This window comes from Deltaproteobacteria bacterium, assembly GCA_019308905.1.
Taxonomy (GTDB): Bacteria; Desulfobacterota; BSN033; order WVXP01; family WVXP01; genus JAFDHF01.
Window position 1 is genome coordinate 1 of the sequence record JAFDHF010000004.1, and the last position, 26,299, is coordinate 26,299.

Sequence of the window (26,299 nt, forward strand, 5' to 3'; positions counted from 1 at the left end):
TTTCAGGGCGGTGTTCAGAAACCCGCACTTGGCCGTGTCGCCGGTCGCGGCCTGGGCGGCCTGCAGCGCCTCCTTGACCGTCTCGTTGAAGATCTCGACCGTCTCGGCCACATATTCCATACCCAGGTCCTCGATGTACTCCAGCCTGGCCTTCTTTATGTCCCTCAAAAGCGTGTTGTACTGGCGCCTGTTGATCCTGAGTACGGTCATGACCGTCTCGGGCGTGTAGCCGAGCCTCAACATCATCGCCATCTGCTTCATTACGTCCAGCCGTTCACCCCGTCTGATCTTTCCCCGTAACTTCGGCTTCCCTTTCTCGGGCTCCTCCTTGATCATGTCCTCGATTTTCTTGTCAGCCATGGATCTCACCTCCTCAAATTCAGGCCCCTCCTTTGCGCGACAAGAAACGCGGACCGACCGCCGTTTCAGCCGGCTCCAACCCATTCATTCATAGTCCTGCCTGCATACCGCCCATCTACTCCAGGTTCCCTTTGACCACCTCCATCGAGTTCTTCACCGGCACTTACGTTTCCTTTTACGGCTCGGAGCGGTTCATCATCAGTCGATTTTCATCCAAAACCTGAGACCATGCTTTCCTACCACCGAATACGTCCGGCCGTACGATGCCGCTTCAGGGGCACGGGCATTTTTCGTGCATATCGGACAGATTCAGATATAGGGCGTTCCTCAACGGTTTGGGCAGTTTGTAATAACACTTCTGGCAAAACGTCATCGAGGGGATTTTCCTCTTTCCACACGGGCATCTTGTAGAGTTCAACTCTCGGATCAATTCGTCATGTGTGAGATCACTCATTCGCCCATCCTCCTTTGTCCAGCTACCATGGGCCACCAACATCTGCTTCTTGACTTTATGCACATCATACGCGAAGCCCGTGGGTAATATCGTGATCAGAAAAATATCCATGCACGATGTTTTCCGTTCATTCAGTCATCCTCACAAAAAAAATTCGGTCGCAAATCGGACGCAAACCGCGACCGCCAGGTAACAAAATTGCCAACTTTCGCCAACTTTCGCCACTTGACTAAATCCTCAAAATCGCGTATAAACTTGGCCAATGCCGGCGTAGCTCAGCGGAAGAGCAAGTGATTCGTAATCACTAGGTCGAGGGTTCAATTCCCCCCGCCGGCTCTTGTAAAATCAAGGGGTTATAGCTTCTCACTATAACTCCCTTTTCTGTAGAATAGGAATAGGGGACGCCTATGATTTTATGCTTTGCTTCCTATCAATTTTCATAGTACCATGGGCGCATGCCGAGAAGGACGAGAATAGACGCTGGTGGTGCCATCCACTGCATCGTCATCCCTCATCCCCAATCATGTTCATTGGCTCTGTCCTGGGTCGTGGCAAGGATCCCCAGACTGTCTCAAATCCTGAAGCCTGCTTTGCTACCGGGCCAATCGTGAGCTGGGAATGAGCACGGTTGAGTTGTCACGTCGCCTGAGGATTTCCCAGTCAGCGGTGAGTAGGGCATCGTTGAGGGATGAGAAAATTGCTGTTCAAAGTAACTTCCGCCTATGAACCATGGCTAGTAAAGTTTTGCATAAAATCATAGGCGTCCTCCAAGTTATAGGCGTCCCCCAAGTTTATTCCAATCTGAAAGGAGGTTCGCATGAAGGTCGTTTGTCTTGGAGGTGCAGGCGCTATGGGATCATCGTGTGTATATGATCTCCATAAGGGCAACTATTTCGATGAAATCATAATTGCCGATGCAAGTGAAGACCGCGCCAGAAAAGTTATCGGCCTTATGGATGGTGATAGTCGTTTCTCGTTCGTAAGATTGGATGCCTCAGATATCAATAGCATTGAATCGGCCATAAGTGGTGCAGATCTGATATTAGATTCCCTGCCCTATGATTTCGTGGATAACGTTATGGAGGCAGCCTGCAGAGCGGGAGTAAGCGGAGTAAGTATTAACATGGTTTCAGACGCAAACAGTCTGGCGAAATATGACAGCAGGCTGAGAGAAAAGAAAAAGACCGTCCTCTTAGGAAATGGCGGATGCGCTACAACCTGCATGCTGGCAGTCGATCAGGCCAAAGGTTTTGATGAAATCGACGACATCGAGTTTTTCTGGGGGATGTGGCGACCGATAACGCATTCAACAGTCGGTCTTACGGAGACTATTATCCATGATAACGGTCCTTGCACGCGAGAACGTTCATACTGGGAAAATGGCAAAATTATTGATAACATTCCACCTTTCGGGCTCAGCAAGGAATTTGAATTTCCCCCGCCTATCGGAAAGCAAGAAACCTATATCATCGCGCATTGGGAACCCGAAACCCTTTCCCTTGTGCCGCTTATCAAGGAAAAGGGAACAAAGCGTATTTTCGTCAGGGGAATCTGGCACCCGACCTGGACGCGCCTTATTCGCGTGATGCTTGAAAATGGAATTTATGAAGCGGAGCCTGTCCAGGTGAAAGGCAAATCCGTGTCAGTATTTGATGCTCTTATGTCCCATATTCACCGTCGATATGAGGAGACATTCCAGTATCCAGCTGAAATAGAAAAGGCAGTTGGATTTGTGCCCCAGTGCATACTCTCCGTGGAAATCCGAGGCTACAGGGACGGAACACCTAAGAAGACGACCGTCCATTGTCGTATGCCATACCCTTTTTTTGAAGGCAAAAAGACTACCTGTCCAATGGAGTATGGCTCTTATGTAGGATTGCCCAGTTCGATTTCTCTTCAGATGCTTTCACAAGGGCAGGTAAGCGTTCACGGCGCAATGACGATAGAAAACTCGGATGCGTCCCCTGCGTCGTTTCTTTCTGAGCTGAAAAAACGAGGAGCCACATTTTGGTATCAAGAGTACTCTGGTGGTCCGGGCCCATCATCTCCAAGCGGGCCGATATATGCGGGTACCTCGGAACAACCAAAGGAGCACTGACTTTCTCTCGGGGAAAGCCTTTCCTGGACCACGAACTATGAAGCTGTTACGGTCTGGTAGACAGGTCAGGGCTTTCGGTCTCAAATGAGAGTTTATACCTCCTTTCGTAATTCAGGGGTGACACGTAGTCAACCCCTGAGTGTCGACGTGGAGGGTTATACCAACCTTCAACGAACTCAAACACGGCCACGCGAGCGCCGACGTGTGCTTGCTTTCCGGCATATTCCCGCTATAATAGGACTATGAACAGAAGCAACCGGTCGGCTTCACTCCGCTAGAAAATCGACAACCGACACATCAAGGAGGCGTTCACCTGGAGGTCGTTATGGAACTTAAGGACCTGTCTGCTGATGCCGCTGAGCTACGAAGCGTAATCATCGCCTCGAGCCTGACATCCTCTTACATGATCCTAGAGGAACTGGCAGCCCACCGTGAAATGACCGTTCATTACGAAGATTTCAGAGACCAGTGGATCTCGCTTTACAAATCGGTCTACAAGGCGGTCTCCCGTTGGAAACCTCGCCGGCAGGCGAGATGATAAGAGGCGGTCGTTCCGCCAAGGGATGTATCGGCCCTGGCCGGTCCCTCCCTTGATCGGAAAAAGATTTGAACTGGTCCGGCCTCAAAAGGGGACCGCGGGATTGTTGTCTGCAGCGTCCTCGCAACTCCGCCGTCAAAAACCGGAGTGTTGCAGGACAGGGGAAATCACGGGGATGGACACATCCTAGGCCGTCTTGGGAGAATCGAAATAGTAGATGAATCTGATCAGGGCTATTCTGTCGGTCTTTGACATGTCCCGGATCGAGACACCGAATCGGATCCCCTCCCCCTCTGTCCTGTTCACGTAGATTACCTTTCCCCTGAATCTGATCGAATTGTCTCTCAAAGCCATGGTGAATCTGAGGATCTCTCCAGGATCGACCGGGTATCGGCTCTCGAGGCCCACACCCTCGGCACTGATATTGAGAGACCGCACAGGTCTCTGCTCAATTGGCCTTCCCTCCTCGTCAAACCGCGTGTAAGAGCCAGGGCGGTTGACTCGTAGCCTGACAGATCTCCTTCTCTCGTGCGAGCGGGATTCAACACTCATGGTCTTCCTTCAAATTGCTTTCAGGGAAATGCGGCCCGTAGGGCCAACCCGGTCACGAGGGAAAAAACAACACTCGGACACACCTCTTTGGGATACCTTCCACCCCCGGAAGTCCCGCGGCCAAAACCTTAAGAAGGTATTGCTTGTTGGGAAAACTTTTTCCCTTTTTGGGAAAAGAATTTCACTTAAGTATTTGAAAATAAACTGATTTCGCCTCTATTATAACCGCCTGCAGACCGTTGTCAAGAGATCGCTCCGATTGCTCCAGGTCTTCTGGGGCTTTGCTGAGATTTTTCCCCACAGAGCATATCTGGAGAAGCTATCGGGTAGACTTCGGTGGCGAGTACGCAGGCAGAAGCCTTACCTTCGGAGAAGCGGAAAAGATTGGCGGCCATCTCTCATTTCCGGCCGGAAAACGGCGAGGCATGGGGAACAAAGGAGATGACTCTCACCTGGGAGGAGGGTTCAACTCCTGGAATGAAGGGAAGGGCGGGAGGATATCGCTTTTCGAAAGATAGAAACCTCTAGGACAATCTGGTGGATCTCTCAGGGATCTCAGAGATCAACCCCCCCCTCTAGGACGGGGGCTTCAGGACCAGCACGGCCCGGCTGTGTTCCTCAACGGCCTTCCGCCCGGTCCAGTCCGGATGATATCCACCTCCAAGATAGAGCCCGAGCTGGTCCTTGTAGTGTTTGCTTCCCAGGTGACCCGACTCGCCTGTGGGGAGAACCCTCAGAGATCGATCCAAGCCGGAGAGATCGACGATCATCCTCACCGAAGGTCCGACGTTCGGGGCGTACGGGTTGGCGTAAGGGTATCTGCTTACGTTAACGGTAAGGTTGTTCCCCCCAAGAGGGAAAGGGCCCAGATTGAATATCCAGTTGAGAGGCTTCTTTTTGCCGAGGACATGCTCAAAGGTCAGCCGGTGGATCCGCCCCCAAGTCCATCTGTCCATGTCACTTCCGAGAGATCCTTTCAACTCCGAGAGGGTCTGGGCCAGGCTTCTGGCCAGGATATCCTCCATCGTCTCCTTTTCCGGCGTGCCCACGTCATCGAACCAGGCCGATGAGCCCTTCTCGAACATCTTTCTCATGGCCCTGGGAGGGAAAGAGGCCGTTTCCAGATAGTCACGGAAGAGCGCATCGCCCAGCTCGTCCTTGAAGGTGTTTTCCATCATCTTCCGGTAGGTCACCTCGAAAAGGCACGCACCCACGCTCTCCTTGGTCATCCTGAAATCCCACCTGGATAGAATGTCGCGTGCCCTGCGTGCCTCCCTACCGGTCAGCCGCCGCTCGAGAACTTCGACCATTTTTGGAACCATTTCGGAGGCCGACAGGCAATAGACATCCTGCTGCATTCTCTTGAAATCCTCAACAGAGAGCTTTCCCTTGGTCGTGAGCATCTGGTGGATGCGGGTGACCCGATCAGCCGGCTCCCAGTAACGGCTGATAAAATACGGGTAGTCTTTTCCCGCAACTCTGTTGTTTGCCGTGGCTATGAACCCCGTCTCAGGATTGATCAGATGGGGCTTCTCCTCAAAAGGCACGTAACCCTTCCACTCGTACTCTCCGGTCCATCCCGGCACGGGAAGCAGACCATCACCTTTTGAGCGGATGGGGATGGCAGCACAGCACCAGTATCCGATATTTCCGCCAGTGTCTGCAAAGACGAAATTCTGGCCCGGCGTTGTCCACAAGCTGAGCGCCTCCTGCACCTCGGCTACATTCCCGGCCTTGGCCAACAGGTACGTGGCCTCTGCTGGCTGGGGGAGCTCGGGAAATGACCATCTCGCCGAGATGGCTCGCCCTGCCGGCCCTCCTCGCAAATCCTGAATAATGGGACCGTGGCGAGTGAGGAGGATCTCCATCTCGACGGGCTTCCCTCCCCTTACTCGAATGGTCTCCTTGACCACTCTCATCTTCTCCCAGTGGTCTTTGTACCAATACTGCCTAGGATCGCGGGGGTTGATCTTTTCTATGTAGAAGTCCACATCGTCCACCATGACGTTGGTGATCCCCCAGGCCACGTGCCTGTTATGCCCAAGGGAAACCCCAGGGGTTCCCGGAATGGCTACTCCCGACACATCGATGCCCGGGCATACCAGGTGCACCTCCCAAAAGAGCGAAGGATTTGTCAGCTCAAGATGAGGGTCGTTAGCCAGAATCGGTCTACCCGTGACCGATTTCTTGCCCGAGACCACCCAGTTGTTGCTGGCAGCCCCTATTGGGAAACCCATCAGCCCCTCAACCAGACGGGCCGCCTCCGATCCATGGCTCGAGAATCCCGACAGAGCCTTGGTCTCGGAAGGGACCACAAAAGGCGCATCACCAGGCCATACGGGGAAGGCATCCCTAAGTCTCTCCTCTCCCACCTTTTCCAAGATCCTCGCTGCCGTCAGATCCACACGCCAGCCGCTGCTTAACCCCCAATTGACCACCTTCATAATGGAGAGATAGTCATCCGCCTTCCAGGGCTCTGGGCTGTATCTCAACAACCTGAACTCAAAAGGAAGCCGATCTCGGTGAGTGTCGATGTAGGCGTTTACTCCCTCGGCAAAAGACTCAAAAACAAAGGCGAGCTCCTCAGGGATCTCCCTGTTCGCACCAGCGGCCGAAAGCGTTCTCACATAGCGATCCACTTTGACGAGTTCCCTGCCCAACACCTCTGCCAGACGCCCCTCCCCCAACCTCCGGTAGAATTCCATCTGCCAGAGCCGGTCCTGAGCCATCGCATAGCCGAGGGCAAAGTAGAGGTCGGGCTCGTTGCCGGCGTAAATGTGCGGCACCCCATAGTCGTCTCTGATGATTTCGACACCCTGTCTCAGGCCGGGCAGGGTTATCTCTCCCGAGACCTCGGGCAGGGACTTCCCGAGTGCATGCCTGAACCAGAGGTACCCCAGCCCTGCTGCGGCCACGATTGCAACGGTCACTATGACGGCGACGATCAGGAGCCACTTTCTCAAGATACGCCTCCGCGTGAGACAATCCCCTGTGTAAAGTCAGCAATCCTCAGCCGGATAGCGGCTCGTACCGAGGGCTGTACAATCGTGCCCGACCGTGTTCCTGTGGGCTAAAGTGGAGAGGCAAGGGACTCTCCCGGGCCACCAATTTTGCAAATACCCATCCCTTTTGAAAACCGCGAAGTCAGAAGGGTGCAGTCAAATACTCAATGTCTAAAGTCCGAGGCCGTTTCAGATCAATATCCGAGCCGTTTGAGACGGCTTTTGACCTCTTCCCTCCTCTTTTCCTCAGGCTCTTCCACAAGAGGCTTGCCTTTCTCCTTCAACACCCATTCGAACCGACCAGGATCGAGGCTCCTTCCTTTAAGGCCTTCGTAATCGGGTCCATACCGATAGGCTCGGAACAAGAAATTATTGATTCCAAAGACATCAGAGCGATAGAAGTAGTAGAAGGGGCTTACGAACTCCCAGACGATCTCCTTGTCGGGGGTAACCTCGAAAATTCGTCCCTTTGTGCCTTCGCAGATCAGGGTATTGCCGTTTGGTAGCCGCTGGGCACCGCTGATGATAGACGCAAAAAATGAGAAGGGGTTCCTGTCCCTGTACTCCCACTCAATTCGGTCGGACTTCGGGTTGACTTCGACTACACGGGAAAAGGGGAAGCCTATGCCGTGGATCTTCCTGTGGAACCCGTTGTCAAATATCAGGATGTTCCCGTTTTCCAAAAGGGTCGGGTTGTGTGGATGCCCGAGTTCTTCGGAGCCCCACCGCCAAATGATATCGCCCGTACCCCTGTCGATGATCGCAACCGTGTTGATGAGCCGGAAAATGGTGAGGATGTTCCCATCCGGCAGAACGGCCAGAGAGTTTACATAGCAAAAACCCTCCCGTGAACACAGGGGACAGAGAACATCTGTTTCAAAATCCATATGTTCATGGGTTGCCCACTCCCAGACGATTTCACCTCCGGGTGTGATCTCCCGAAAACAATCCCCCCAGATCACCCCATCCCGCTCACTGCCCGGGAGACCGCCCTTGACCCTCGCCGCCACTTCCTCCGGCAACGGCATCCAGTGGCTTATCATGGTATTTCCATTATCCATGCGGTCCCAATCGTGAGAGTTAATGTATAAGTCCTCGTACCTCCAAACCACGTTGCCCTCCCAGTCGAGCTCCAGCAATTCTCCTCCTGATCCGGGCATATCGACAATCGGCCCGTCTGGAATCCTTTGGCCCACGAGGAGATTTCCATTCCGCAAGAGTTTCCCCTGAAGTGAGAGCTTATGCGGGGTCCTCCAGTGGTGAACAAAGTTGCCCTTCATATCCACCAGATATACATCCCGCGATCCCATGGGACCGAAGAGGGTATAACCCTCATATGCCCTTGATGGATCATGTGTGGTTACGAGTTTCATGTTGACGGACATGAACAGCCTCCTTTCTGTTACAGCCCCTCAACTCGTCATGAGAGGGGAAACCGTGGCCACCGAACTTCGCGAAAAAAAGAACGATGCCCACGGCGATCAAGAACAGGGCAAAAACAAATGCGTTGTGATTCCTTGTAGAGAGTGCAAGGATGCCGAAAACCGCCAGACCGATTCCGGCAACGAGAAAGACCGACCATCCCATGAGCTCGGCAATTGCTGCGCTACCCCTGTGAAACATCAACGGCCCTCCTCCATGAAAAGAATCCCCACTGGAAAAGAAAAACCAGGACAACCAGACCCAGTCCGACCAGGTCACCCTCGAGTCCCGGCTTGATAAGAAGCAGAGAAGCCGCCAAAAGAGCGCCTCTTTCGAGCATATTGCACGGTCTTTTCCAGTAACCAGCAACGCCCGCGGACAGAGCGACGATGCCGATGGTCGCCGTGCTCACTGCCAGGAAAACCGACCAGAAAGATCCGATAAGAAAGAGCTGGTCAGAGAAGACGAACATATACGGCAGCAGGTACTTGGCCAGGCCTATGGTAAAAGCGGTAACACCCGTCTTCATGGGAGGCGCCTCGGCCACACCTGCTGCGACATAAGCCGGAATGCATACCGGAGGCGTCAACCCTGAGGCCACGCCGAAATAGAAACAGAAAAAGTGCGCGGCCAACGGTGATACACCCAATTCGATCAGGGCCGGCACGGTCAAAGCCACCATGGTGACGTAAACGGCGGTTACCGTAAGGCCCGTGCCCAGGACTATACAGGCGAGCATAGTCAGGATCAGGGCTATCCATAGCTGGTTATGAGCCAGTGCAATGATCACTCCCGAAAACTTCACGCCCACGCCCGAGGTAAAGACGCAACCGACGACGATCCCTGCGCTGGCGCACGATATGGCCACCGGGATCGCCGTGGATGCCGCTCTCTCGAACACGGCCAGCAGTCTGACCGGCGTGAGCCTGGTCTCGGGACGCAGAAAGGTGAGAAAAAAGACGCATGCAATAGCCCAAAAGGCGGCCATTGGTACGCTGCGACCGGCTGCCAGGAGAACAATCAGAGCAATGACCGAGACAAAGAGGTGCCCGCCCCGTTTGACCTCGGTCCACAAATCGGGTAGTTCATCTTTTGGCACGGTGGTGAGACCCCTGCGCTTCGCCTCGAAATGAACTCCGCAGAAAATGGAGAAGAAATACAGAACAGCAGGCACGGCCCCTGCGATTGCGATTTGCAGATAGGGCTTGTTCAGGAACATGGCCATAATAAAAGCGGCCGCACCCATTATCGGAGGCATGATCAGCCCTCCGCTCGATGCGGCGGCTTCAACCGCCCCGGCAAACGAGGGACGATACCCGACTCTCTTCATCAGAGGAATCGTGAAAGAACCGGTCATCACGACGTTGGCAACCGCCGCCCCTGACAGAGTGCCCATCAAACCGCTGGCAACCACTGAGGCCTTGGCGGGACCTCCGGTCTGCCGTCCGGTCAGAGCCAGGGCGATGTTCGTGAAGAACAACCCTGCTCTGGATTCAATGAGAACCGCCCCAAAAATCAAGAAAAGCATGATGTAAGAGGCCGAGACCATGATCGGGATACCGTACAACCCCTGATCCTGGATGACGACCATATCGATGATGTTTTTCCAAGAGGTGGGAGGCCCATAAAGAAAACCAAAAAACCTGTCCGTGTAGGCTGTGTGCAAAAGGAATATGACGCAAATGGCCACCATCGGCCAGCCGATCACCCGCCGTGTCGCCTCTACCGTGAGGATGATCATGATGGTGCCCATGACCACATCGTAACGGTTCAGCTCACCGATCCTGTTGGCCAATGCATTGACATCGTAACTGACGTAGGCCTGGCAAGCTACCACAAGAGCTATCAGGATGAAATCGAAGACGGCGCCGAACTTCCCCATGGCCCCGCCGGTCTTCCTGGTAAAAGGTTTGATCAAAAAGGTCAGCACCAGTATGAGCGACAGGTGGACCGATCGAAAGGTATGGGCATCGGGAGGGCCGAAATATCCGGCGTAGAGGTGGTAGAGATTCAGCACAAGGGCAAAGGTCAACACCAAGCCGGCCAATAATCTCTTGGCCGTGGGCTGGCCCTCTGACGATAACAGGGCGGTAAAATTGGGTGTCTTCTCGTTCTCTAGTTCTTTCATTCCGGCTCTTCCGTCTACCCCCAGGGCTTGGCCCCGGATCATTGCCTGGACAGGGTCTCACACCAATTGCCCGGTTACGAGAGCCGTTGATTCGCTATCCGCATTGAGGCCTGGAAGAGAGGGCGGTACCCTCGTCACCAGACCGCTGAAGATCTCCCGGTTCCCAACCCGGCTCTTCGTACAGGTCTGATGGCACACCTCTCCTTTTATGAGCGGCAATGAGCACCTGGATGCGCCGGCGAGTCTGGCCTCGGTGGTCCGGCCCGGCACAGGAGTCCCGGTTTCTAAGAGCCTTCCGAGTCTACTTCAGTTTTTCGTCGAAGTACCTCTTCGCACCGGGATGCATGGGCACTTTGATGTCTGCGTAACCTCTCCTGTAGTCGACCTCTCCAAATTGCTTGAAAGCCTCCTTGAACTTCGGGACTTCCTCGTAGAAAAGCTTGGTTATTTGGTAGACAAGGTCATCAGGCAGGTCTTTGTTGCAGATGAACTGCGTGTCTGTAGACAACGTTACGGTGTCTCTTGTCACCCCTGGATAGGTATTCGCCGGAATGACCTTGATCAGGTATCCAGGCTCGTTCTCCAGGATTATCTTCTGGTGCTCTTTGTCGATGGAGAGCAGGTTGATCTTTACGGCTGTAGTAAGGCTGAGGATGGTGTGGTGTGGGATGCCGGTGAGAACACCTATGAAATCGATGTTGCGGTCTTTCATCATTTCCGCGGCGTCCGACCAACTTACGTTGCTGACGGTCCCCCCTGACTTTCTTATTTCGTCAAAACTCAACCCATAGGCTTTCAAAACGTTCTCGGTCGTCACGGCTGAGAAGAATCCGGGACGACCCGCGGCGATCTTCTTGTTCCTGAGATCGGCAAAGGACTTGATCCCGCCGTCGCGCCGAACCACGGCATTGTAATAGGACAGCTCGATAATACCCAGTCCGCGGATATTCTTGAGTCTCTTCTTGAAAGGGGGTTTTCCAACAGCCGCATTGTAGCTGGTGGCCCCATAGGTGATGGCCAACTGGACCTCATTCTTGTCCACGGCCTTACAGTTGGACACCCCGCCTCCTGCCGTGACGGATGCGTTCGGCCCGTTCTTGATCCTGGTATTGATCAGCTCTGCCAGCTTTGCCCCAAAAGGATACCACCGGCCAGCAGGGTTGCCGGTAGCTATCTTTATGAATCTGACCTCCCCGGCCCACGAGGCATTCGTTCCAAAGAACCCGAACACGCTGATTCCCAACCACAGGCCGATCAACAAAAAGAAAACAGCTTTTCTCATTTCCCTGATCCTCCTTTCAGACTGGGTTCTTGCCGTGAGTAGTCTTGTATGGCTTCCGGCCGCTTTTGTCAACGATTTTTTGACACTGGCCGTGAAACAGGGACCGACACGGTACCCCCCTGATCTCAGAAACGGGATCACACGAGAGTTCCGGCCTGTCAACACACCCCGTGATCTCAGCACCTGAACGACCAGACTCCCTGATCCAGGGGTCACACCTCTTTCGATTCCCCGATGGACAGAGGTATGATTAATAGGCAGGCGAATTGTCCAAAAAAGGTTCAAGGCATGAGTCGGCCCCTCGTGTAAGCCGTTGCCCTCCGGCATCCGCTCCGTGGCACCAGGACGTGTGATGGTCGAGGGGCTTTCTGGATTTCGTGGATCCATCTTGACAGATGTCTCCCCCATTTTCTATACTCAAAGGATAAGAAAGCGAGTTTTTGTAAGCATTTCTCCCCCTTATTGATGTTGTTAGAGAGCAGGTTCTTATCAATCCACCTTCGAATTTACGGTTGACATCAGCCTCAACAGCCACCCCGGCGGTTGCAATCCGTAACAGGCTGGCAAAGAACACCTCCGACGGAGATTCATTAAATGGACTCTTCTATTGAACGGCCGAGCCGGATTTGTCTTTGAGCCTCAGGTGCGCCTAACTGCTCCGCCAAAGACGGCGGGAGAAGCGATATGAAGAAAGTCCTCGGAGAAAGAGCATTGAGTGAGGCCGGGGAAGTGTGCCGGGAGGTCTGTGAAGGCGGAAGGGGAAGATCGCTATGTCGGTCAAGCTCAAGGGACGGATAGAGACCTATCAATACCGGGTTCTCAGGGGCCTTTTTGCTCTGATCCTATCGACGGCATTGGCCGTACCCCTCGTGGCGGTCGATATCAAGACCGGTTCTGCTCTGGAGAAATCCTTGTTGAAAAACGAGCCCTGGACGGGCGACTTCGATGGAATGGCCGGCCGACGAATGATCCGGGCGCTGGTGGTTTACAGCAAGACGTTTTACTTCCTGGATCGCGGCCGGCAGCGCGGAGCCACTTACGAGCTCCTCAGGGAGTTCGAGAAATTCGTCAACACGAGGTTGAAGACCAAGACTCTTAGAGTACAGGTCGTCTTCATCCCTGTCAGCCGCGACGAGCTCCTTCCCGGTCTGGTAAGTGGCCTTGGAGACATCGCTGCCGCAAACCTGACCATTACTCCCGGCCGCTTGAAGCACGTGGATTTTTCTGATCCACTGTTTTCGGGTGTCAGAGAACTGCTCGTGACCGGACCATCGGCACCGGCAATATCCAGCGTGGAAGATCTGGCAGGCAAAGAAATCCATGTTCGCAGGTCAAGCAGCTATTACGAGAGTCTGGTCCGGCTGAACGAATCGTTCAGGAAAACCAACAGGCACGAAATGAAGCTTGTTCCCGCACCGGAGAATTTCGAGGATGAGGACCTGCTCGAGATGGTCAATGCCGGTCTGATTCCGATGATCATCATGGACAGCCACAAGGCGCATTTCTGGGCCCAGGTCTTTGACAAGATCGAGGTACGTTCGGACATCGCCGTCCGGGAAGGCGGCCGGATCGCCTGGGCCTTCCGCAAGAAAAGCCCCAAGCTCAGAGCCGTGGTGAACGAATTCGTCAAGGGTCACAAGAAGGGAACGTTGATCGGCAATATCCTGCTCAAGCGCTATCTGAAGAGCACCAGATACGTGAAAAACTCGACTTCCGAACAAGAGATGAAGAAGTTCAATTCAATGGTAGAGTACTTCAAGAAGTACGCAGGAGAATACGGCTTCGACTACCTGATGATTGCAGCCCTGGCCTATCAGGAATCCGGGCTCGACCAGAGCAAGCGCAGCCATGCCGGCGCCGTCGGTGTTATGCAGATACTCCCTTCCACGGCTGCCGGCAAGAATGTCGGGATTCCCGACATTGAAAAACTCGAGAAGAACATTCACGCAGGCACGAAATACCTACGATTCATAGTCAACCAGTACTACAAAGACGAACCCATAGACGACCTGAACAAGATGCTCTTCGCCTTTGCATCATACAACGCCGGACCTGCCAGGGTGAAGGAATTCCGCAGGAAGGCGGCTGCCATGGGGCTGGATCCAAATGTGTGGTTTCACAACGTGGAGATTGCCGCCGCGAAGGTGGTCGGCCGCGAGACGGTCCAGTATGTCAGCAACATCTACAAGTACTACATAGCCTACAGCATGGTCCTCTCTCAATTGAAAAGGAAAGAGCAGATGTTGAAAAATCAAACAAGCTGACAGAAACCACCTCTTCCGAAGGGATAAGTGAGGTCGAACCTTCTTCCTTATCGTCCGTCCTGATGCCCTTTGTCAGGGAAGAACTGCGTCCGGTAATATTCCAACTCTGCGATAGACTGTGAGATGTCATCGAGAACACGGTGAGCGCGTTTCTTTTTCTGGAAATGCAACTCCCTTGGGTACCAGCGATTCACCAACTCCTTTATAGAACTTACATCGATATTCCGGTAATGGAGATATTCCTCGACTTGGGGCATGTATCTGACAAGAAACCTCCTGTCCTGGCAGATGGAGTTGCCGCACAGCGGGGATTTTCTCTTGTAACAGAACCGGCGGATGAATTTCAACAATGCCCCTTCGGCCTCCTGAAGCGTGACTCCCGATTCCCGTACTCGATCGAGCAGCCCCGACCGTGTGTGTTGCCTGATGCACCATGGATCCATCGACTCCAGGACTTGTTCACTCTGGAATATCGCAAATGAAAGACCATCCGACACCGGTTCCAGCTCCGCCGTGGTAATGAGGGTCCCCACTTCAAGGATGTAACAGGATTCGGGGTCGAGCCCGGTCATCTCCATGTCCATCCAGACGAGGTTGCCTTGGTCTCGCATGATTCCACCCACAAGGACGATTCTAAGCAAGCGAAACGGGGCTGTCGCCGGCCGTACCAGCCTATCACGCTCTGAAGTATAAGGGGCAATGCCGTGAGCTGTCAAGCCGCAAGCCGCCCCAACATTAAAATACTTTAATTAACATTTAACAGTATTTTAATCCAGGGTCTGGCATACTGGAATTTACTTGGCTTTCCCGTGTTTGTGCGAACGGCTGTGGAAAGAAATCTTCCCAGCCGTTCGCTCCACGCAGGCAGAGAAGGCCCATTTCAGGTAGCCCCGCGGTGGAGTACCTAGTGCCTGATAATGCAAAAGGGAAGTGGAAGGGGTGACGATGAACATAGAGAACAATCCTTTCCTTTACAGGGAGAATGACTTTCCAGAGCTCGAGGACGATGATTTTGAACTCAGCCACCAAGAAACCGAAGAGTCCCATCACGACAAGGTCCCGGAAGAGAAGGAAGCCTCGTCCGGAGGGTTTCTCGACTCTCCTTGCTTCTCCATGGGGGCCTATTTTCAAGAAATCGGGGGCGTCCCTCTTTTGACGCCGGAGCAGGAACGGGATCTGGCCATGAGAATCGAAGAGGGCGGAAACCGGATAAGGGCCCTGCTGCTCGAAAGCCCCGTGGGAGTGGAGTGGATCAAGTCGGTTCGCGATAGTATGGAGAAAGGAGAGGTCGACCTCAAAGATATCCTGGATACCGGTCCACGGCGCACCTGCCAGGGACAAGAGAGCCAATCGGCTCTCAAGAAAAGATTCCTTGCCTTTGCCGAGGAGATCCTCGCCCGCAACGGAGATGGAAACGGCACCGGGCGTGTAGGATCGACCAGGACTGCAGAAAGGAATAGAAGCCAGAGGATCGGCGAACAGCTTCTTGACCGAATCCCGATCAAACAGAAAATCCTGAGAGATCTGGAGATAAGCCTCAGGGACCGCCTTACGGCCATGCGCCGCCAGGAAGAGGGCAGCCCTCGATCCCGGTTGGCCCGGGAGAGGGCAGAAAGAATCCTCATGGCCGTGGAGGGCTTGCGGCGCGAAGTGAAAAGGGCGCGTGATGATTTTGTGAGCGCCAATCTACGGCTGGTTATCAACATTGCCAAGAAATACGTCAACAGGGGACTCTCCCTGTCCGACCTGATTCAGGAGGGCAATATCGGTCTCATGAAGGCCGTTGATCGATTCAACTATCGCAAAGGGTACCGGTTCGCCACCTACGCTTCCTGGTGGATACTGCAGGGTATAACCCGGGCGATCGCGGAACAGGCCAGAACCATCCGCGTGCCGGTCCACGTCATCGAAAACGAGGCGAAGGTAGTAAAAACGATCGCCAGCCTCATGCACCAGCTCGGCAGAAAGCCCACACCTTCGGAGGTGGCAGAGGCAGCCAACCTGCCTCTTGCGAAGGTGAAGAAGATCCTCTATATGCCCAAGGGAAGAACCGTCTCCCTGGAGGCTCCGGTGGGCGATAGGGGGTCGCACATCGCGGACTTTATCGCCGACCAGCATTCAGCCTCACCTCTCGAAGAGACGATACAGATCAATCTGACCATGGAGATAAGGAGGGCTCTTGTCTTTCTGAGTCCGAGGGAGGCCAAGATCCTGAGAATGCGCTTCGGAATCGATGAGAAGCGGCCATACACCCTGAAGGAGGTGGGAAGTATCTTTGGAATCACCAGGGAACGGATCCGGCAGATCGAGGCGAAGGCCTTGCAGAGATTGAAGGAATCCGAAAGGAGGGGTAAGCTGATCAGCTTCTACAAGTAGACTGGATGGGGGCCCTTCCCGCCTGGTATGTCTTTCACGTAGAACATGAATCCGCCCTTGATCAGAAATTTCCCACCAAGGGGAACGGTTTCCGGCGCCTGCAATACCAGGATCCCGGCCTTGAGCCCGCTCCAGCGTCGTGATCCATCTCGGTTCCGGGAAGAAAAATCGGCTCCACCTTATCGAATCCGCCTCATCTAGAAGCCTTTCAGACTCCGAGACCCTCCCGACCCAGAGGCTAATCCATCCGGAGCCTCAAAAAGTCCCCTTTCCTTCTCCCCGGTCCCTTTCACAGGAGGAAAGACCCTGACAAGCCGCTCTGTGGCAAGCAGTTCCCGAAGCTTCCCCTCCATAATAATCCACCTGAAGTCCCCTGGCCGGAGTTGCGATCGGTGACAGCGGAAGGCCTCTATCTTCCGATCCCGAAAGTCGGTGACATCGATGATCGTGGTGATCTCCTCATCGGGAACTCCATCGATCCTTCGAATCGCCCCCTCGATATCGATCTTGAATTCGATTCCCCGCCTGCGGAGCCTCTCAAAGAGACTGCGCGGAAAGGCCGTATAGTAGAGTTTGAGGGGAAATTCCAGTCCCCGGGACAGGTTTTTCTCGCGCGAGGAAAGGAACGCAGCCGTTGTCAGGCGGCTGATTGCCACGTGATCCCTGTGCCCGTAAACCCCTTCAGGGCCGAAAGTGATGACCACTTGCGGAGTGAACCGAGCAATCGCCTCCCGGATCTTTTCGATCACCTGGTCAGGGTCGGCTCTATGAAACAGGCCCTCCTGATACCCCAGAAAGTGGAGCTCCTTCACCCCCAGGATCCTACGCACGCATTGGAGTTCTTCCTCTCTCACCTGGGCCATCGATCTTCCCGCGAGAAGGGAAGGATCTCCCGTACTGCCTAATTCTCCCCGTGTCGCGCAGAGGAGTGCTGTCTCTATTCCCTGAGAGGCATACCTGGCGAGCATCCCTGCGATCTGGCCCTCATCATCAGGATGGGCGAAGACCGCCAAGACCCTCTTCCTTTTCGGTCCGTGGCGCATGAGTCAGCCTCTCTTGTCGGCCCGCGGGCTTGCCGGTCTTTTCTGACTCCTTGCCTCTCCCCTATGACGTCCTCGACGAAAACGGGGATGCTCGGCTCCTAGAGGGCCTTGTATACCACAACCATTGCAAGAAGGACAATAAAGACAGAAAGACCTGTTTCCAACCAGAGGGGTTTTGTTCTCAGAGAGATCGAACTACCCAACCTCGCTCCCCCCATCGACCCTATAATGACCACTACCGCTGCCAGTGGCGGCACATCCCCCCGGTACCAGAAAACGGCTCCACCGGCCATGGCCGTGAAAATCGTCGCAAACAGGGATGTGGCTATGGCCTTGCGTATGTCGAGCTTCATCATTTTGAGGAAAGGGGGGAACAAGGATCCTCCACTCCCCCCGCGCATGGCGGTTATCAGGTTCAGGAAGAAAGCTCCGGAAACCACTGCAGTCCCGGTCGGATTGATTCTCTCAGCACGCCTCGGGCTGATTCTTTCAAAATGAATCCCCAATACGGTTATCACGGAAACGACGACAAAGACGACGGCCAGCACAGGGGTCGTTATCCACCCTGCAAGAAAAGCACCCGTCACCGTTCCCACGGTACCACCAGGTACTACGTATTTGGCATACTTCCAGTCGATGTTCCTCCTGTGACTTAAAGCCCCTACAAGAGAGGAGAAAGGGATCACTATCAGGTTTATCCCGAAAGCGCTCAGCAACGGCAATCCCGCAAGGTAGAGCAACGGTGTTCTGACCGAACCGCCGCCGATTCCGAACATCCCGCTCATGGCTCCCGCAAAAAGCCCAATCAAAAAATAGATCGCCAGCCGTGCTATCAATTCGGTCTAACCCTGCCTTCGACATTGCCCTGCAATTATCCATCCTTCTCAACCGTCGTAACCGGACAAGCCACTCCCCCTTTCCACAAAAAACTCCTCTCTCCTGCGAAAAGAAAAATCCTGCCTGGCGACTTCAGCCCGTGCCACAGGACCAGATCCCCATAGGCTCTCCGGGCTTCTTTTCTGCCGGTGGGCAAGCCTCTCAGGCTTTCCTGGGATCTTTCGCCCTCCCGGCAAACCGCCGCCGCTTCCAGCCTCCGTTCTATATGGGCAGGTGGAGCCAGTGGAAAACCCCTATCATCTTGAGGCCCATGTAGAGCATGACGATTATGAAGATGAGTTTCAACTGCCTGGCAGGAAGCAGATGGGCCGCTTTTGCCCCTACCTGGGCCATGCCCACACTCGTTACGGCCAGGGCCAGCCACGACCAGATATGGACATACCCCAGATTGGGCGAAGGGATTCCCGCCACATTCCAGCCGTTCACGATATAGCCGATCAACCCCCCGATGCTCGTCAGAATCATCATGGCAGTCGATGTTCCCACGGCCCTGTGTATTCTGAACTTCAGAAACAGGGTCATCACCGGGACCATCAAAACCCCGCCACCGATACCGATAAAGCCGGTAACGATCCCCAGCGGCAGACCCCAGAGAACCCAGAGAAGCACGCTGTCCTTCGGCTCCTCCTCGACCTTCGGAGGCCTGGCAGTGAGCATCCTCACGCCGCCCAAGAGAATCACCGCACCAAAGACAACCACAAGTATATTGCCTGGAATATGTGTCGCAATGGTGGCCCCGGCGATCGCTCCGACGAGCCCGCAGACGCCGAGCACGAACGCTGCCTTCCACCAGACAGCCCCCTTTCTGTGATGCCCCAGGGAGCCGCTTATGGCCGTGGGCACGACCACAAACAGGTTGGTCCCAAAGGCAAGCTTGATGGCAATGCCGGGCTCAACACCCATCGACAGGTACACCCAATACTGAACAGGTATCATTATAAAACAACCACCGATTCCCAGGAGACCGCTGGCAAAGCCCACCCCCACTCCCGTAGCCAAAAGCGCAATAATGTGAATCAACTCCATCTCCAACCTCCTTTCGATATGGAGAAATCCCGGAGACCTCCCGGCAGCGATACATTCCGAACCTCCGGGGCCGCTGTTCCAGAGGTCGACATGGAAGAGACGTTTTTCCCTCACAATCTCCGGCTCGCCCTCCAGGGGCCCCCGCGTGCAGTCATGGATCGCGTGCTCGGCACTTCCCAAGGAGGACAGGGCAATTCACGTGCCACCTTCAAAGCGATGGAACCTGAAGATATTCCCTGCAAAACCAATGTGTTACGGATCAATAGGAAAGAAAAGAAATCGGAAGGTGCATCATCCGTGAAACTGTTTCAGAGGATCTGTTTCACCATTGAAACATGCATGGCCGCACACCCTTCATGCACTTTCCAGGGGACACACAAAACCCGACTCGCATGACTCGCATTCGCACTCGAGCTGGAGTGTCGTGTGATTGACACCATACCGGTCCCTCAGATGGCTCCTGATTGCCTCGAGGATCCTTCCACTTTCACTGACCATCTGGTCCTTTATGAGCACGTGCCCGCTCAGCGCGTAGAGGCCCGAGCTTATGGTCCACAAATGAACGTCATGAAAGAATTCCACCCCCTCCATTGTCTCGACTTCTCGAATAAGGGCTTCGAGATCGATATGCCTTGGGACGGCTTCGAGAAGGACATTGGCCGTCTCGCTCACAACGCTGTACGCCCCTTTCAAGATGACCAGGCCGATCATGACACCGAGTATCGGGTCGATGAGATACCATCCGGTAAAATAGATGACTGCTCCCCCGATAACTACTCCCACAGAAGAGAGAAGATCGCCCATGATATGGAGGAAGGATGCCTTCACGCTGAGGTTCTTCTCGCTCGATCGATGGAGGATCATGGCACTGGCGACATTTGCCAAAAGCCCGACCCCGGCGACGATCATCATGAGAAGGCTCCTTATCGGCTGGGGCTCCAAGAGACGCTGGTATGCCTCATAGAAGATAAAGAGCGCGAGAAAGACCAGAAAAGCCCCGTTTATCTGGGCGGCGAAGATCTCCAGGCGGCGGAAGCCGAAGGTGGTCTTCCTTGTGGGCGGCCGGGTCGAGAACCTGAAGGCGAGCAGACTCAGGAGCAGCGCGAGAATGTCTGTCAGCATATGGGCTGCATCGCTGAGCAGAGCCAAGCTGTTTGAGAGCAACCCTCCAACCACCTCGGCGATCATGATGGTCGCGGTGATCACGAGGACCATGGAGAGCTCCCGCCGATACCTGGTCACTCCTCCTCGTGGTTCATCAAAGCCATCAGAGTGGCCGTGATTTTCCATGGCCAGAAGTTCTCCTTATTGCCTTTCAAGAGCCGATGAGGGTTTACCACGGAGCTCCCTGCGAACCAGAGCAGCTCTTTCTTGCCTATTGGAAGCTCGTCGCCCCTGCCTCTTCAGTCCGAGAATCCCTCCGGCCCACCGGATCAGCCCTCTCTTGCTTCCCTTGCTCAAGACCTTCTTGATCTCCCCGAGTTTTGACTCCGCCGCCCTCTCTCCCTCCCGGATCAGTTCCTCGTATCTGAGGAAATCGGTCCATCCGGTCTTCCCTACGGCCGGCTCGATGAGGAGATCGGCGCTCTCCCTCCGTTCCCGGCCGAGGTAGAAACTCATGATTTCCGTGACCCGATGGATCTCGTCAAGGCCGTCTCCGATGACATGGGCCCGGTGGATACGGAAGCCTACATCGACTCCGATAACGATGTCAGCCCCCAACTCTCTTGCCGCGTCTCCAGGGATAACGTCGATCACCCCACCATCCACGAGAAGCATCTCGCCCCACGAAACCGGGGGCATGAATCCAGGTACGGCGCAGCTCGCCATGACGGCCCTTATGAGGGACCCCTGCTTGAGGATGACCTCCCTGCCGGAGATCAGGTCCACTGCCACCGCCCCGTATGGGATCCTGGTGTCTCTCAGATCCACGTCTGGCAGACAGGCCTTTAGAATCCTCTCCATCTCCCTCTCGGAAAGAAGAGCCTTCCGCACGAAAACCAGGTTCAAGAAGAGTTCCTTCTCCACGATCTGAATCAGGCGGTGAACCAGGTCCGGCTTGGACACCTCCACGGGATCGAGCTTCTTGAGCGCGGCAAGCATCCTCCTCTCCCTGGGGCTACCGCCGAGAATCTCACGGACACGCCTTTCCAGGGCCGCGGTGTCGGGCATAACCGCATAGCCGGCTCCAACAAGGGCCCCCATGCTGGTTCCCACGACCACATCAATGGGGATGCCCTGCCGCTCCAGGACCTTCAGCACGCCGATGTGAGCCAGACCCCTGGCCCCTCCCCCTCCGAGGGCGAGACCGATCCTGGGTATCTTGGTCATCTCCCTTGCCCTCCTTTTCCCCCCTGGCCGTGTCCTCTTGTTCCAAGGCGGCTCTGCCCAACCTGCTCAGCAGCCGGGAAAGGACATCCATTGCCTCTCCGCGGGTGTTCTCAATAACATTGATCCCACGGCTCTCGAACCACTGCCTGGTGGCCCTGTCGATTCCCCCACAGATCAGGATATCGACCCCGAGGGAGAGGATTCTCCTCCGCCTACCGGAAAGGGTGAGATCCGAGAAACCCAGTCTCAACGTCGAGGACGTACTCCTGCCCTGAGCCAGCACGACGAGCAACTCAGGAGCCGCACAGAAGTTCGGAGAAACGCGCTTTCCAAAGAGCGGGATCCCTATCTTCATCTTTCCTCTCGCATCGCCCGGAGCCTGTTGTTCCCGCAAACGGCGTGCCACCTGCCCGGGGAGAGGCAGTCAAGATCACGGCCTTTAATAACAAGACCTTATGGCTCGGCCATGGGAGAGGATAGACCGCGGGATGAATCTCGGATGAAACTGTTTCACCATACGTGTTTCATACGTGAAACGGAGAAGCCCTTACCGCCTCTCCCTGTCCGGTCTTACTGGAGGTGGAATCGCTTCATCTTGCGCCAGAGGGTGGACCGGCTCATGCCGAGTTCGCGGGCGGCGAGGATCCGGTTGCCCCCGTGTTTTTCCAGGATTTGCTCGATGGTTTGGGCCTCCGAGCATGCCAGGGGTCCTCTCTCCCATGTCTTCCTGGAAGAGACCGCCTTCTCCAGAAGATCGCAAGGCAGATCCCTCTTCTCGATGAAAGGGCCCCTACAGAGAACAAAGGCATGTTCCAGGATGTTCTCCAATTCCCTCACGTTCCCGGGAAAAGGGTAGTTCATCAAGAGGTCCATCACCTCATGGGAGACTCCTGAGACGCACTTCCTCTTCAGGGAGTTCAGCTTTGAAATAAAATTCTCAACCAGGAGAGGGATATCCTCGCTTCTCTCGCACAGGGGCGGGAGCTCTATCTTTATGATGTTGAGGCGGTAGTAGAGGTCTTCCCTGAACCTGCCCTCCTTCACCCGTCTTTCGATATCCCTGTTGCTGGCGGCAATGATTCGGACGTCGGCCTTCACCGGCGTGGTTCCACCCAGGGGAATGAACCGCTTCTCTTCGAGAACCCGGAGAAGCTTGACCTGCAGAGCCGGCGACATGTCGGCGACCTCGTCGAGGAAAAGGGTGCCGTGGTTGGCCAGCGAAAACCTGCCGGGTTTGTCTCTTCTCGCATCGGTGAATGCTCCTCTCACATATCCGAAAAGCTCGGATTCAAGAAGCGTGTCGGGAATGGCGCCGCAGTTGACCTTCACAAAGGGGTTTCCCTTCCTGAGACTCAAATCATGGATCGCCGTGGCCAGAACCTCCTTGCCCGAACCGCTCGGCCCCTGGATCAGCACCGTGCTGTCGCTCTCGGCCACGTCGGGAAGGATCTCGAAAATCTCCTGCATCCTCGGACTCTTACTGACCAGATCGCCGAGACGGTATCTTGCTGAAAGGGCCTTCCTCAAGGCCTCGACAAGGGAGAGATCCCTGAAGATCTCGACCGCCCCCACCACCTCGCCTTCGCCGTTCCGTATTGGAGCCGTGGTCGTGCTCACCGCGACTTCTTCTCCTGCCTTGTTGATGATGGTGCAGGGCTGGTCGTAGACCGCCTGGCCCGTGTTCATGGTCAGTTCCAGGGGGCACCGGGTCTGGCAGAGATCGGATCGGAAAACGTCAAAACAGTACCGGCCCATTGCCTCTTCCGAACTGAACCCGGTGATCTCCTCCGCGGCCCTGTTGAAGAAGGACGTGATTCTCCTGTCAGGGCCAACGATGAAAACCCCGTCATTGATACTCTCCAGGATGACGCAGCAAGGGGTCACATCCGCCCGGCCGATGCAGACAGGACCGTTCAATGAAGGAGAATCGAGGCCTCTTCGATCTGCTTCGTTCATATGGGTTCCTCCTCTTGGAAACGGTCGCGTCCTCCAACAGGGGTCCGCCCCTGGCGACACTCGCCTCGTCTCCCACGAGTCGACCGAAAAGGCCGGTTCCAGCGTGAAAATCCCGGCTTCATCATTGTAGACGGTTCCCTTCGATACGCCGTTTAGATACGGCAACGCACCGCGGATGTCGTCGGGAGTTCTGCGATGACACGGGCCTTTCCGGGATCAGCCAGGCAAGGAAGAACACGGGTGATTTTGAAACTGGTCAGAAGCATTTGAGGACGCGGTCATTCCTTGCCGATCTTGATGCTCACGTCCCTGGGAAGTGCCAGGCCAGCCGCCACCTGCACCGCCTTGAAAAGGCCGATGGGAACGGCGCAGCCCGGGCAGCAGGTATCCCGGCCGTGGCGCAGAATAACGCTCTCCCCTTTGGGATCGATCTCTCGATAAGCATCCAGGGCTCCTTCCTTCTCCAGGAGAAGAGACAACTTTTGGATCTTTTCACAATCGGTCTCAAGGGCAAGGTCCACGTGCTGGTGGTCTCGACTCTGAACGCGGGCCGACGTGTGAAACCCGCATATTCCCGCTTCAATCTCGACTTCCGCCTTCACTGTAATCGCCTCCTGTCAATGGCACGCTCTCTCCCGGCATTCTATCCCCTTGCAGTCCTCCCTGCGCCAGCGAGGCTGGTTCACTTGCTCAGGGCGAGCTGCGCCTCGGCATTCGAGCGGATCACCGCTTCCACGCCCTTGAAAAAACTGAGGATAGACGGCATTCTCAGCATATAGAATATCTGAGACCCCCTTCTCTCATCCCGCAAGATTCCGGCGTTCTTAAGGATCGAAAGATGCTTTGAGACGGTTGATGTGTCGGCACCGATCAACTCGGTGAGCTCGCAGACGCACCTCTCTCCCCGTGACAGCTCGTCAACGATAAAGAGCCGCGTCGGGTGGGCCACGGCCTTTATGACCCGTGCCCGTGCTTCGAGCCGTGCATGAGTCTTTGGGTCCACCTTTCTCTCCCAGGGCTGAATGGATGATATTTGGTAATATAACCAAATCGCCAATAGCTGTCAAACCACGGGTTCACCCATTCTCATGGATCCTTGAGGGCAGCCGGGATTCGGGGCCGCTTTCCAACGCCGACTCCATGGAGGCAAGAAAGCGCGGGTCGTCTCCCCTCTTTGGGTGCCATGACGGCCGCCTGACCCGGTCTCCCACCCGGGCGGCGGATCTTCAAGGAGTTTTCGATATCTCTCGCGGTGACGGAGCCTCTGCCGGGTAGGCCTCTTTCGAAATCGCACCTTGCTGGAACCAGTGCCGGGTTCGCAGGCAGATCTTTACCAGCATGAGCATAACCGGCACCTCGATGAGCACGCCGACAACGGTGGCCAGGGCAGCCCCCGAGGAGATTCCGAAAAGCATGGTGGCAGTGGCGATGGCCACTTCGAAATGGTTCGATGCACCGATCATGGCAGAGGGTGCGGCGTCTTCATAGGAGAGCCTTATGACCCTGGACAGACCGTAGCCGATCCAGTAGATGAGATTGGTCTGGATGAAAAGGGGGATGGCAATCCAGAGGATGGTAAGGGGGTTTGAGACGATAACATCCCCTTTGAAGGAGAAAAGCAGAACCAGAGTAACGAGCAGGGCCACGATCGTTACGGGAGTGAGAATGTGGAGGAACTTCTCCCTGAACCACTCTTCACCCCGGGAACGGATCAGGAGTTTTCGAGAAAAATAACCGGCTACCAGGGGAAGTGCCACATAGATGCCTATCGAGAGAACCAGGGCCTGCCACGGTACAGGAAGCCTTCCCACCCCGAGAAGGAACCCACCCAGGGGACCGTACAGAACGAGCATGGTGAGGGAGTTGATGGCAACCATGACCAGGGTATGGCCGTCGTTTCCCCTGGCCAGAAACCCCCAGACAAGGACCATGGCGGTACAGGGAGCGATCCCCAGAAGAATGCAGCCCGCAAGATAGCTTCGCCACAGGGGAACCTCCAGCACCTTGGCCCCGTTTACCAGAACCACCTTCCCCGCTCCGTGCGCGGCGCCTACGGGCAGGCTGAGTCCGAGGGGCATCTTTACGTGGTCCACGGCTTCCGGTCCTATGAAGGCATAGAACAGCGTGCCCAGAAAGAAGAGAGAGATCGCATACATGGTAAAGGGTTTGATCGCCCAGTTCAAAACCAGGGTGAGAAGGACCGGCTTGGCGTTTTTCCCCGCCTTTATCACCTCCCCGAAATCGATTTTCACCATGATGGGATACATCATGAAGAAGAGGCAGACGGCTATGGGGATGGATACCACGGGTGCCTCTCCAACGTAGATGGCCATCCCGTCGAGAAATTCGGCCCCAGAGGGTGCGACCTTGCCGAGAAAGATTCCTGCCAGAATGCAGAGAATCACCCAGACGGAGAGATACTTCTCAAACGGACTCAGACCCTTGGATTCTCCGGTGGTGTGCGCTTCTGCTCCCATCGTACAACCTCCTCGCTCGGAGACCGGGCCATATTCGAAACGGCCTGATCTCCACGAACCGATTCACTTCTTTCCCCTACCGGTCAGATCATC

22 protein-coding genes and 1 tRNA gene are annotated in these 26,299 nt (G+C 55.1%); 5 read left to right on the forward strand and 18 right to left on the reverse strand.

Annotated features, from left to right (window positions below; genetic code table 11):
- On the reverse strand, nt 1-360 hold a 360-nt coding region (locus JRJ26_02485; protein MBW2056342.1), incomplete at its 3' end, for a hypothetical protein.
- Between the two features lie 718 nt (nt 361-1,078).
- Between JRJ26_02485 and JRJ26_02490 the strand changes: the two genes are divergently transcribed.
- From JRJ26_02490 to JRJ26_02500, 3 genes are all read left to right on the forward strand, one after another.
- Nucleotides 1,079-1,150: transfer RNA gene (locus JRJ26_02490), tRNA-Thr, on the forward strand.
- A 481-nt stretch (nt 1,151-1,631) separates the two neighbouring features.
- Nucleotides 1,632-2,912: a saccharopine dehydrogenase NADP-binding domain-containing protein gene (locus JRJ26_02495; protein MBW2056343.1), complete on the forward strand. Its 1,281-nt coding sequence runs from the start codon at nt 1,632-1,634 to the stop codon at nt 2,910-2,912.
- A gap of 325 nt (nt 2,913-3,237) precedes the next feature.
- The gene (locus tag JRJ26_02500) at nt 3,238-3,450 is read left to right on the forward strand and encodes a hypothetical protein (protein MBW2056344.1); all 213 of its coding nucleotides are present in this window, start codon (nt 3,238-3,240) and stop codon (nt 3,448-3,450) included.
- Nucleotides 3,451-3,636: 186 nt separating this feature from the next.
- Here JRJ26_02500 and JRJ26_02505 read toward each other — a convergent pair whose 3' ends face one another.
- From JRJ26_02505 to JRJ26_02530, 6 genes are all read right to left on the reverse strand, one after another.
- Nucleotides 3,637-4,002 carry a PilZ domain-containing protein gene (locus JRJ26_02505; protein ID MBW2056345.1) on the reverse strand — a complete coding sequence of 122 codons (366 nt, stop codon included), beginning with the start codon at nt 4,000-4,002 and terminating at the stop codon, nt 3,637-3,639.
- 575 nt (nt 4,003-4,577) lie between these two features.
- Nucleotides 4,578-6,965, reverse strand: a complete 2,388-nt coding sequence (locus JRJ26_02510; protein ID MBW2056346.1) for a penicillin acylase family protein — start codon at nt 6,963-6,965, stop codon at nt 4,578-4,580.
- A gap of 233 nt (nt 6,966-7,198) precedes the next feature.
- Complete coding sequence (locus JRJ26_02515) at nt 7,199-8,389, reverse strand: aryl-sulfate sulfotransferase (protein MBW2056347.1); 1,191 nt, start codon at nt 8,387-8,389, stop codon at nt 7,199-7,201.
- Nucleotides 8,355-8,627 (reverse strand): hypothetical protein, encoded by a 273-nt coding sequence (locus JRJ26_02520; protein MBW2056348.1) that lies wholly within the window; start codon nt 8,625-8,627, stop codon nt 8,355-8,357. Before JRJ26_02520 ends, JRJ26_02515 begins: the two co-directional genes overlap by 35 nt.
- On the reverse strand, nt 8,611-10,554 hold the full coding sequence (locus JRJ26_02525) for a TRAP transporter permease (protein ID MBW2056349.1): 1,944 nt from the start codon (nt 10,552-10,554) through the stop codon (nt 8,611-8,613). Before JRJ26_02525 ends, JRJ26_02520 begins: the two co-directional genes overlap by 17 nt.
- A gap of 301 nt (nt 10,555-10,855) precedes the next feature.
- The gene (locus tag JRJ26_02530) at nt 10,856-11,836 is read right to left on the reverse strand and encodes a TAXI family TRAP transporter solute-binding subunit (GenBank protein MBW2056350.1); all 981 of its coding nucleotides are present in this window, start codon (nt 11,834-11,836) and stop codon (nt 10,856-10,858) included.
- Nucleotides 11,837-12,606: 770 nt separating this feature from the next.
- Here JRJ26_02530 and JRJ26_02535 point away from each other — a divergent pair.
- Nucleotides 12,607-14,100, forward strand: coding sequence for a lytic transglycosylase F (locus JRJ26_02535; GenBank protein ID MBW2056351.1), 1,494 nt, complete (start codon nt 12,607-12,609; stop codon nt 14,098-14,100).
- Nucleotides 14,101-14,147: 47 nt separating this feature from the next.
- On the opposite strand, the gene orn is transcribed toward JRJ26_02535, so the two are convergent.
- Nucleotides 14,148-14,711 (reverse strand): oligoribonuclease, encoded by a 564-nt coding sequence (orn, locus tag JRJ26_02540; GenBank protein ID MBW2056352.1) that lies wholly within the window; start codon nt 14,709-14,711, stop codon nt 14,148-14,150.
- A gap of 334 nt (nt 14,712-15,045) precedes the next feature.
- Between orn and JRJ26_02545 the strand changes: the two genes are divergently transcribed.
- A complete protein-coding gene (locus tag JRJ26_02545; GenBank protein MBW2056353.1) occupies nt 15,046-16,476 on the forward strand; it encodes a sigma-70 family RNA polymerase sigma factor in 1,431 nt (476 codons plus the stop codon).
- A 197-nt stretch (nt 16,477-16,673) separates the two neighbouring features.
- Here JRJ26_02545 and JRJ26_02550 read toward each other — a convergent pair whose 3' ends face one another.
- From JRJ26_02550 to arsB, 10 genes are all read right to left on the reverse strand, one after another.
- The gene (locus JRJ26_02550) at nt 16,674-17,519 is read right to left on the reverse strand and encodes a PIG-L family deacetylase (protein MBW2056354.1); all 846 of its coding nucleotides are present in this window, start codon (nt 17,517-17,519) and stop codon (nt 16,674-16,676) included.
- Between the two features lie 98 nt (nt 17,520-17,617).
- Complete coding sequence (locus JRJ26_02555; GenBank protein ID MBW2056355.1) at nt 17,618-18,304, reverse strand: sulfite exporter TauE/SafE family protein; 687 nt, start codon at nt 18,302-18,304, stop codon at nt 17,618-17,620.
- A 313-nt stretch (nt 18,305-18,617) separates the two neighbouring features.
- Nucleotides 18,618-19,448 (reverse strand): sulfite exporter TauE/SafE family protein, encoded by an 831-nt coding sequence (locus JRJ26_02560; protein MBW2056356.1) that lies wholly within the window; start codon nt 19,446-19,448, stop codon nt 18,618-18,620.
- A gap of 348 nt (nt 19,449-19,796) precedes the next feature.
- Nucleotides 19,797-20,732, reverse strand: coding sequence for a cation transporter (locus JRJ26_02565; GenBank protein ID MBW2056357.1), 936 nt, complete (start codon nt 20,730-20,732; stop codon nt 19,797-19,799).
- Nucleotides 20,733-20,747: 15 nt separating this feature from the next.
- Complete coding sequence (locus JRJ26_02570; protein MBW2056358.1) at nt 20,748-21,773, reverse strand: patatin-like phospholipase family protein; 1,026 nt, start codon at nt 21,771-21,773, stop codon at nt 20,748-20,750.
- Nucleotides 21,667-22,128, reverse strand: a complete 462-nt coding sequence (locus JRJ26_02575) for a hypothetical protein (protein ID MBW2056359.1) — start codon at nt 22,126-22,128, stop codon at nt 21,667-21,669. The genes JRJ26_02570 and JRJ26_02575 overlap by 107 nt, the downstream gene beginning before the upstream one ends.
- Before the next feature lie 215 nt (nt 22,129-22,343).
- The gene (locus JRJ26_02580) at nt 22,344-23,729 is read right to left on the reverse strand and encodes a sigma 54-interacting transcriptional regulator (protein ID MBW2056360.1); all 1,386 of its coding nucleotides are present in this window, start codon (nt 23,727-23,729) and stop codon (nt 22,344-22,346) included.
- A 278-nt stretch (nt 23,730-24,007) separates the two neighbouring features.
- The gene (locus JRJ26_02585) at nt 24,008-24,331 is read right to left on the reverse strand and encodes a hypothetical protein (protein ID MBW2056361.1); all 324 of its coding nucleotides are present in this window, start codon (nt 24,329-24,331) and stop codon (nt 24,008-24,010) included.
- A gap of 80 nt (nt 24,332-24,411) precedes the next feature.
- Nucleotides 24,412-24,732, reverse strand: coding sequence for a winged helix-turn-helix transcriptional regulator (locus tag JRJ26_02590; GenBank protein ID MBW2056362.1), 321 nt, complete (start codon nt 24,730-24,732; stop codon nt 24,412-24,414).
- Nucleotides 24,733-24,955: 223 nt separating this feature from the next.
- Nucleotides 24,956-26,206 (reverse strand): ACR3 family arsenite efflux transporter, encoded by a 1,251-nt coding sequence (arsB, locus tag JRJ26_02595; protein MBW2056363.1) that lies wholly within the window; start codon nt 26,204-26,206, stop codon nt 24,956-24,958.
- Between the last annotated feature and the right edge of the window lie 93 nt (nt 26,207-26,299).